Raw genomic sequence first — 6,807 nt, 5'->3', positions numbered from 1 at the left:
CCTACGACCGCTAAGCAGGAGTTCGAGATATGAGCCGCGTTACATCTGGTAAAGTTACCCACGCCCGTCACAAGAAGGTCATCAAAGCCGCTAAAGGTTATTATGGCCGTCGCAAGAACGCCTTCCGCACAGCTACGCAAGCGGTGGACAAGGCAAATCAATACGCCACACGCGACCGTAAGAATCGTAAGCGTAATTTCCGCGCTTTGTGGATTCAGCGGATCAACGCTGCTGTGCGTTCGCACGACGAGAGCCTGACATACTCCAAGTTCATCAACGGTCTGGCAAAAGCCGGTATCGAAGTGGACCGGAAAGTTCTGGCCGACCTTGCCGTCCATGAGCCCGACGCTTTCGGTGCGGTTGTGGACCAAGCGAAAGCTGCATTGGCCTAAGCCGATCTAGTGTTGAATTTCAAAAAGCCCTCGCGGAAACGCGGGGGCTTTTTGCTTTTGTCCAGTTTGAGCAAGACATGCGGGCGGGACGAGCCTAAGTGTTATACATGGAGCGGTATTCACAGCTGATTTTCAGTTCGTGGTTTTCGGCGCACCGATCCGAAAGGAGTGACGATTATCACCGATCTTTCTCAAATAATTTATGTATCCCAACCCTTTGGGTATGATGCGGCCATTCTGAGCAACATCCTGCTCGATGCCCGCCGTTGCAACGAGCGCGATGGTGTGACGGGGGCTTTGGTTTGCCGTCACGACATTTTCCTTCAGCTTCTCGAAGGCCCCACCGCAGAGGTTGAGGCAACTTACGCCCGCATCCTTCGCGATGATCGGCATGTGAGCCCCCGCAAGCTTGTCTCGCGGGTCGTTTCGCGCAGGATGTTCGCGAATTGGGCTATGCTACACGATCCTGCCAAATCTCTCATTTGGTCCCGACAGGACATATCTGATGGGGTGCTGGACCGCGCGACATCGTCCGATGTTATCAAAGTGTTTGAAGCCTTGGCGGAGCGTGTGGATCGGGAGGCAGACACTTGAAGGCATCTCAGCTCTCGCAACTGGCCTCCATTTCAGATGGCTTGTTGAGGGCGTAATATGGAGCCGTCTTAGGTGGGTAGATCAAAATCTGCATTTGCTAGTCTCTGAGAACCCGTTAGCCCCGGCACAAGTGCTGGGGCTTTCTACCTATTAAATGCATTGATGAGGCGACTAAAAGTCAAAAATATCGCTCAAGAAGCTATCGCGCTTTTTCTTTCGGGGGCGCTCTTCATAGCTTTGATTGTAGCCGCGTTGTGGCGAAGGGCTGGCGGTGGCTGCGGCCGGTACGCTGCGTTCGATGATTTTGTCTAACTCGCCACGATCGAGCCACACGCCACGACACTGTGGGCAGTAGTCAATCTCGACCCCATTGCGATCCGACATCATTAGTTGAGTACCATCTATCGGGCATTGCATAGCGTTCACATCCTCTCGTTGGTTCTTTCTAAATTTAGGTCTTCGATTGGGTCATGCAATGGCATCAGCCAAACCAATGTACTGGTGATAGGGTGGCTAAATCATTGTGACTGCTACCATCATTTGCATGTCAGTGCTCGGCGCATCCTGAAGGCGGTTTGACCCCAACCCTTGCACCCCACGCCCATCCCCGCTAGCACCCTTCCAAGCCAATCCGGAGACGTCTGATGCAAGAGTTGCGTGATACATACCTGACCCAAATCGCGGCCGCCGCCGATGAAGCAGCGCTTGAGGCTATCCGCCTCGCGGCTGTCGGCAAAAAGGGTGAGATCGCTCTCAAGATGCGTGAACTGGGCAAGATGACAGCCGAAGAGCGGCAGGTTGCAGGGCCCGCGCTGAACGCACTCAAGAATGAGGTCAACTCTGCGATTGCGGCCAAAAAGGCGGCGTTGGCGGATGCCGCTCTGGATGAGCGGTTGCGGAGCGAATGGTTGGACGTGACATTGCCTGCGCGCCATATGCGCCGTGGCTCTATCCACCCGATTAGCCAAGTGACCGAAGAGGTCACCGCGATCTTTGCCGACATGGGTTTTTCGGTGGCTGAGGGGCCACAGGTTGAAACCGATTGGTACAATTTCGATGCGCTCAACATTCCGGGTCACCACCCTGCGCGCGCCGAAATGGACACGTTCTACATGGCACGTGCCGAAGGTGATGACCGTCCACCCCATGTGCTGCGCACCCACACCAGCCCGGTGCAAATCCGCTCGATGGAAAAGCAGGGCGCGCCCATTCGGGTGATCTGCCCTGGACGCGTATACCGCGCGGACTACGATCAGACACACACGCCAATGTTCCATCAGGTCGAGGGTTTGGCGATTGATACAGACATCTCGATGGCGAACCTAAAATGGTGCCTTGAGGAATTCGTTAAGGCCTTCTTTGAGGTGGATGATGTTGAACTGCGCTTCCGCGCTTCGCATTTCCCCTTCACCGAACCATCGGCCGAGGTGGATATCCGGTGCTCATGGGAAGGTGGCCAGTTAAAAGTGGGCGAGGGCGACGATTGGCTCGAAATCCTCGGCTCTGGCATGGTTCACCCCAAGGTACTACAGGCCGGTGGCATCGATCCGAGCGTCTATCAGGGCTTTGCCTTTGGCGTTGGTATTGATCGGATTGCGATGCTGAAATACGGCATCCCTGACCTACGCGCGTTCTTTGATAGCGATCTGCGTTGGCTGCGGAACTACGGTTTTGCATCGCTAGATGCACCCAGCCTGCACGCTGGCCTAAGCCGCTAGGGTGACACGCGCCGCCTGACGCCTATGTCTATGGGCATCAGGACAAGGGGCGAGACATGAAGCTGCGCGGATGGTTGGTCACGGGGTTGGTCGTTTGCATCGTATTGGCGCACGTGGCTTTGTGGCGGTCCGGGATGGAGACATCGACCAAGCTCGCCTTCACTGTTCTGAACGCCATTGGTTGGACCATTGTTCTCGCGCCCATCTTGCTGGTGGACAAATGGCTCGACGCCAAGCGAGGACAAAACCAAAATCGGGATTGATCGCTACGAAGGTCGATTAATCCGACTATTTCCACCGCTCAAGCGGCGCGTTTGTGCAGCAGGTCTTTCCCCTGTGCGGCCAATGGGCTAAGCACGCCGCGACTTGGCTTAAATTCATAAGGCACGCCCCATGAAATTCACGCTCTCGTGGCTCAAAAGCCACCTCGACACCAATGCCACGCTGGATGAGATCGTTTACGCTCTCACGGACCTTGGACTGGAAGTGGAGGGCGTTGAGGATCGCGGCGCCAAGCTGGCCGATTTTACCATCGGTAAAGTGATCTCAGCCGAAAAGCATCCCGATGCGGATCGCCTGCGCGTGTGTCAGGTCGAAACGGACGAAGGGCTAAAGCAGATCATCTGTGGTGCGCCCAACGCACGTGAGGGTATCACGGTCGTGGTCGCTAAACCCGGTGTGTATGTGCCCGGTATCGATATCACGATCGGCGTGGGCAAAATCCGCGGGATTGAAAGCTTTGGCATGATGGCCTCCGAGCGGGAGATGGAGCTGAGCGATGAGCATGATGGCATCATCGAGCTGCCCTCCGGCGAGGTTGGTGACCGGTTCGTTGATTGGCTGGCAGAGAATGATCCGGCCAAGGTTGATCCTGTCATTGAGATCGCGATTACGCCGAACCGCCCTGACGCGCTGGGTGTGCGCGGTATTGCCCGTGATCTTGCGGCCCGTGGCCTGGGTACGATGATCGCGCGTGATGTTACCCCTGTGGCTGCTGCGTTTGCGGCTGACATGAGCGTAAGCATTGATGATGATACACGGGATGGCTGTCCGTTGTTTACGGGTCGCTTGATCCGTGGTGTGAAGAACGGCCCTTCGCCCGAATGGTTGCAGGATATGCTGCGCGCCATCGGTCTGCGCCCGATCAATTTCCTCGTGGATGTGACTAACTTTTTTACCTACGATCTGAACCGCCCACTGCACGTGTTTGACGCGGACAAGGTCGCGGGCAACTTACGGGTGCACCGCGCGGCGGGTGGTGAAGAGATCGTCGCGCTGGACGACAAAACCTACGCGCTGCAAGCTGGCCAAATGGTCATTTCGGATGACAATGCGGCCGAAAGCATTGCAGGCGTCATGGGCGGTGCCGCGACGGGCTGCTCGGATGAAACCGTCAACGTTTTTGTCGAAAGCGCCTATTGGGACCCGGTGCAGATTGCCTACACGGGCCGTGCGCTCAAAATCAATTCGGACGCGCGCTATCGGTTTGAGCGTGGGATCGACCCGGCCTTTACGGCCGAGGGTCTTGAGCATGCGGTTCGGATGATTGTGGATCATGCAGGTGGCGAAGTGTCTGAGGTGATCAGCGCGGGTGCGGTGCCGGATGTGGCGCGCGCCTATAAGCTTGATACTGACCGTGTACAAAGCCTTGTGAGGATGGAAATCCCTGCGGAGACGCAACGCGCGACGTTGGAAACACTTGGTTTTGCGCTGGAAGGCGACATGGCGCATGTCCCGTCGTGGCGGCCCGATGTTCGGGGTGAAGCAGACCTTGTTGAAGAGGTTGCGCGGATCGCCTCGCTGACGAAACTTGTGGGAAAACCGATGCCGCGGGTGGCGGGTGTGCCCAAGCCGGTCCTGACGCCGATGCAGCTGCGCGAACGTGCGGCGCGACGCACGATTGCCGCGCTGGGTTACAATGAATGTGTCACCTACAGCTTTATCGACGCGGATGCAGCCAAAGTGTTCGAGGGCGGTACTGACGCGACAAAGCTGGAAAACCCGATCAGTTCTGAGATGAGCCACCTGCGCCCCGCGCTGTTGCCCGGGCTGTTGCAGGCTGCGGCGCGCAATCAAGCGCGCGGATATATGGATCTAGCCCTGTTCGAAGTCGGTGCTGCGTTCCAAGGCGGTGAGCCGGGTGAGCAGCACGTGTTGGCAACGGGGCTTTTGGTCGGCCACTCTGGTCCCAAGGACCTGCGTGGAGAGCGGCGCGGCGTTGACGTGTTTGATGCCAAGGCGGACGCTGAGGCTGTGCTAAGTGCAATTGGTGCCCCTGCCAAAGTACAGATCTTGCGCGGTGTGCCATCGTGGTGGCATCCGGGTCGGTCGGGCAAGATGTGCCTTGGCCCGAAAAAAGTTATGGCCGAGTTTGGTGAAATTCACCCCAAAGTGCTGGACGCGCTGGATGTGAAGGGCCCGGCAGTTGGCTTTACCGTGTACCTTGCCGAGCCGCCCTTCCCAAAGGCGAAATCCACAACGCGACCTGCGTTGGAATTGCGTGATTTGCAGGCGGTAGAACGTGATTTTGCGTTTGTGGTCGATGCTGAGGTTGAGGCGCTAACGCTGGTAAATGCGGCTGCCGGTGCTGATAAGGCGCTGATCGAAGATGTGCGCGTGTTTGACGAATTCATCGGTGGCGCGTTGGGTGAGGGTAAGAAATCCCTTGCGGTGACGGTGCGTTTGCAGCCCACAGATGCAACCTTGACGGAAAAAGACATCGAGGCGGTGTCGGAGAAAGTGATCGCAAAGGTGTCCAAGGCGACGGGCGGCGCACTGCGCGGCTGACGTCTGGTTCTGGCTGAGGCCGAGGAGCCTCCGGCGGGGATATTTGTGAACCAAAGAAGCGGAGGAAGTTTGAGATGACATTGAAGGTTTATTTGTCGGGCGAAATTCACACCGATTGGCGCGAGCAGATCACAGAAGGGGCCGCGGCTTTGGATGTGACGTTTGAGAGCCCGGTGACGGATCACGGTGCGAGCGACGACTGTGGTGTTGCGATCTTGGGCGCGGAGCCGAACAAGTATTGGCACGATCACAAGGGCGCGATGGTGAACGCGATCCGAACTCGCAAAGGTATTTCGGAAGCGGATGTTGTCGTCGTGCGGTTTGGTGAGAAGTATAAGCAGTGGAACGCCGCGTTCGATGCAGGTTATGCTGCGGCGCTGGGTAAATCACTGATCATCCTGCATGGTGCAGAGCATCAGCACCCCCTCAAAGAGGTGGATGCCGCGGCGCTTGCGGTGTGTGAAGAACCGCGGCAAGTGGTCGAAATCTTGAACTATGTGTTAACTGGAAAACTGCCCGGTTAACTCGGTCTAGCTGTTGCGGTCGGGTACATTCAGCCCGACTTGCACGGCAGGGCGGGCAAGAAATCGCTCAAGATACGCGACGAGGTTTGTGTAATCGTCCCACCCAAGCGTGTCCTTTACGCCGTAGAAATCAAGCGCGCGTAGCCAAGGTGCGATCGCCATATCGGCAATGGAATACTCTCCTGCAATCCAGTCGCGCGTGCTTAGCTCAGCCTCTAGTACCGCGAGGAGGCGCTTGGCTTCATCGATGTAGCGCTGGCGGGGCCGTGGGTCTTCGATCTCAGCGCCAGCAAATTTGCTGAAGTAGCCAAGCTGGCCAAACATCGGACCGAGGCCGCCCATTTGGAACATGAGCCATTGTTTGACTTGGGCTTTCTCGGCAGGTGTGTTTCCGCCGAATTGTCCGGATTTATCCGATAGATACAGCAGGATTGCACCGCTTTCGAATAGTGTGATCTGTGTTTCAGGATCAATAATCGCTGGGATTTTGTTGTTGGGATTGAGCGCAAGGAACTCAGGACTTTTGACGTCTTTGTCAGACAGAGTGACGAGATGCGGCTCATAGGCGATGCCCATTTCTTCAAGCGCGATGGATACTTTGACCCCGTTTGGCGTGGGAAAAGAGTAGAGTTGCAATTTCGAAGGATCAGAAGCGGGCCAGCGCTTGTTGATGGGATGATTTGTTATGAATGACATGAGTGTCTCCTTGGGTTGCGAATACACCTAGGCTCTTTTTCGTTGGACAAAAGACGTGACACCTGTGCGTTTTTGGACAGAGTAGTATGCGGTGGT

General features: G+C 56.5%; 8 protein-coding genes and 1 pseudogene. 7 read left to right on the top strand and 2 right to left on the bottom strand.

Going from position 1 to position 6,807, the window contains the following annotated elements:
• Positions 1-29 precede the first annotated feature (29 nt).
• From rplT to AC4GMC_RS03245, 3 genes and pseudogenes are all read left to right on the top strand, one after another.
• Positions 30-392: a 50S ribosomal protein L20 gene (gene rplT / locus AC4GMC_RS03255; protein WP_038004340.1), complete on the top strand. Its 363-nt coding sequence runs from the start codon at positions 30-32 to the stop codon at positions 390-392.
• A 168-nt stretch (positions 393-560) separates the two neighbouring features.
• Positions 561-788, top strand: a pseudogene (locus AC4GMC_RS03250) (BLUF domain-containing protein); the annotation flags it as partial.
• A 57-nt stretch (positions 789-845) separates the two neighbouring features.
• On the top strand, positions 846-986 hold the full coding sequence (locus AC4GMC_RS03245) for a hypothetical protein (protein WP_487880498.1): 141 nt from the start codon (positions 846-848) through the stop codon (positions 984-986).
• A gap of 171 nt (positions 987-1,157) precedes the next feature.
• On the opposite strand, the gene AC4GMC_RS03240 is transcribed toward AC4GMC_RS03245, so the two are convergent.
• A complete protein-coding gene (locus AC4GMC_RS03240; RefSeq protein ID WP_487878610.1) occupies positions 1,158-1,403 on the bottom strand; it encodes a TFIIB-type zinc ribbon-containing protein in 246 nt (81 codons plus the stop codon).
• A 227-nt stretch (positions 1,404-1,630) separates the two neighbouring features.
• Here AC4GMC_RS03240 and pheS point away from each other — a divergent pair, with 227 nt between their 5' ends.
• The 4 genes from pheS (at position 1,631) to AC4GMC_RS03220 (ending at position 6,015) form a co-directional block, all read left to right on the top strand.
• Positions 1,631-2,704 carry a phenylalanine--tRNA ligase subunit alpha gene (gene pheS, locus AC4GMC_RS03235; protein WP_487878611.1) on the top strand — a complete coding sequence of 358 codons (1,074 nt, stop codon included), beginning with the start codon at positions 1,631-1,633 and terminating at the stop codon, positions 2,702-2,704.
• A 56-nt stretch (positions 2,705-2,760) separates the two neighbouring features.
• Positions 2,761-2,967 carry a phenylalanyl-tRNA synthetase subunit beta gene (locus tag AC4GMC_RS03230; protein ID WP_487878612.1) on the top strand — a complete coding sequence of 69 codons (207 nt, stop codon included), beginning with the start codon at positions 2,761-2,763 and terminating at the stop codon, positions 2,965-2,967.
• A gap of 130 nt (positions 2,968-3,097) precedes the next feature.
• Complete coding sequence (gene pheT, locus AC4GMC_RS03225; RefSeq protein ID WP_487879167.1) at positions 3,098-5,491, top strand: phenylalanine--tRNA ligase subunit beta; 2,394 nt, start codon at positions 3,098-3,100, stop codon at positions 5,489-5,491.
• A 74-nt stretch (positions 5,492-5,565) separates the two neighbouring features.
• Positions 5,566-6,015, top strand: a complete 450-nt coding sequence (locus tag AC4GMC_RS03220) for a YtoQ family protein (RefSeq protein WP_487878530.1) — start codon at positions 5,566-5,568, stop codon at positions 6,013-6,015.
• Between the two features lie 6 nt (positions 6,016-6,021).
• On the opposite strand, the gene AC4GMC_RS03215 is transcribed toward AC4GMC_RS03220, so the two are convergent.
• Entirely contained in the window at positions 6,022-6,711 is a 690-nt protein-coding gene (locus AC4GMC_RS03215) for a glutathione S-transferase family protein (protein ID WP_487878531.1), read from the bottom strand.
• Between the last annotated feature and the right edge of the window lie 96 nt (positions 6,712-6,807).

The organism is Thalassobacter sp. (genome assembly GCF_982993085.1).
Note: the sequence above shows the minus strand (reverse complement) of the source record. Positions and strands in the feature narration are given on the sequence as shown.

Bases quoted from the DNA above. Each gene is read 5' to 3' on its own strand.
- AC4GMC_RS03215 (WP_487878531.1), bottom strand. From the start codon at position 6,711: ATGTCATTCATAACAAATCATCCCATCAACAAGCGCTGGCCCGCTTCT.
- pheS (WP_487878611.1), top strand. From the start codon at position 1,631: ATGCAAGAGTTGCGTGATACATACCTGACCCAAATCGCGGCCGCCGCC.
- rplT (WP_038004340.1), top strand. From the start codon at position 30: ATGAGCCGCGTTACATCTGGTAAAGTTACCCACGCCCGTCACAAGAAG.
- AC4GMC_RS03230 (WP_487878612.1), top strand. From the start codon at position 2,761: ATGAAGCTGCGCGGATGGTTGGTCACGGGGTTGGTCGTTTGCATCGTA.
- AC4GMC_RS03240 (WP_487878610.1), bottom strand. From the start codon at position 1,403: ATGCAATGCCCGATAGATGGTACTCAACTAATGATGTCGGATCGCAAT.
- pheT (WP_487879167.1), top strand. From the start codon at position 3,098: ATGAAATTCACGCTCTCGTGGCTCAAAAGCCACCTCGACACCAATGCC.
- AC4GMC_RS03220 (WP_487878530.1), top strand. From the start codon at position 5,566: ATGACATTGAAGGTTTATTTGTCGGGCGAAATTCACACCGATTGGCGC.
- AC4GMC_RS03245 (WP_487880498.1), top strand. From the start codon at position 846: ATGCTACACGATCCTGCCAAATCTCTCATTTGGTCCCGACAGGACATA.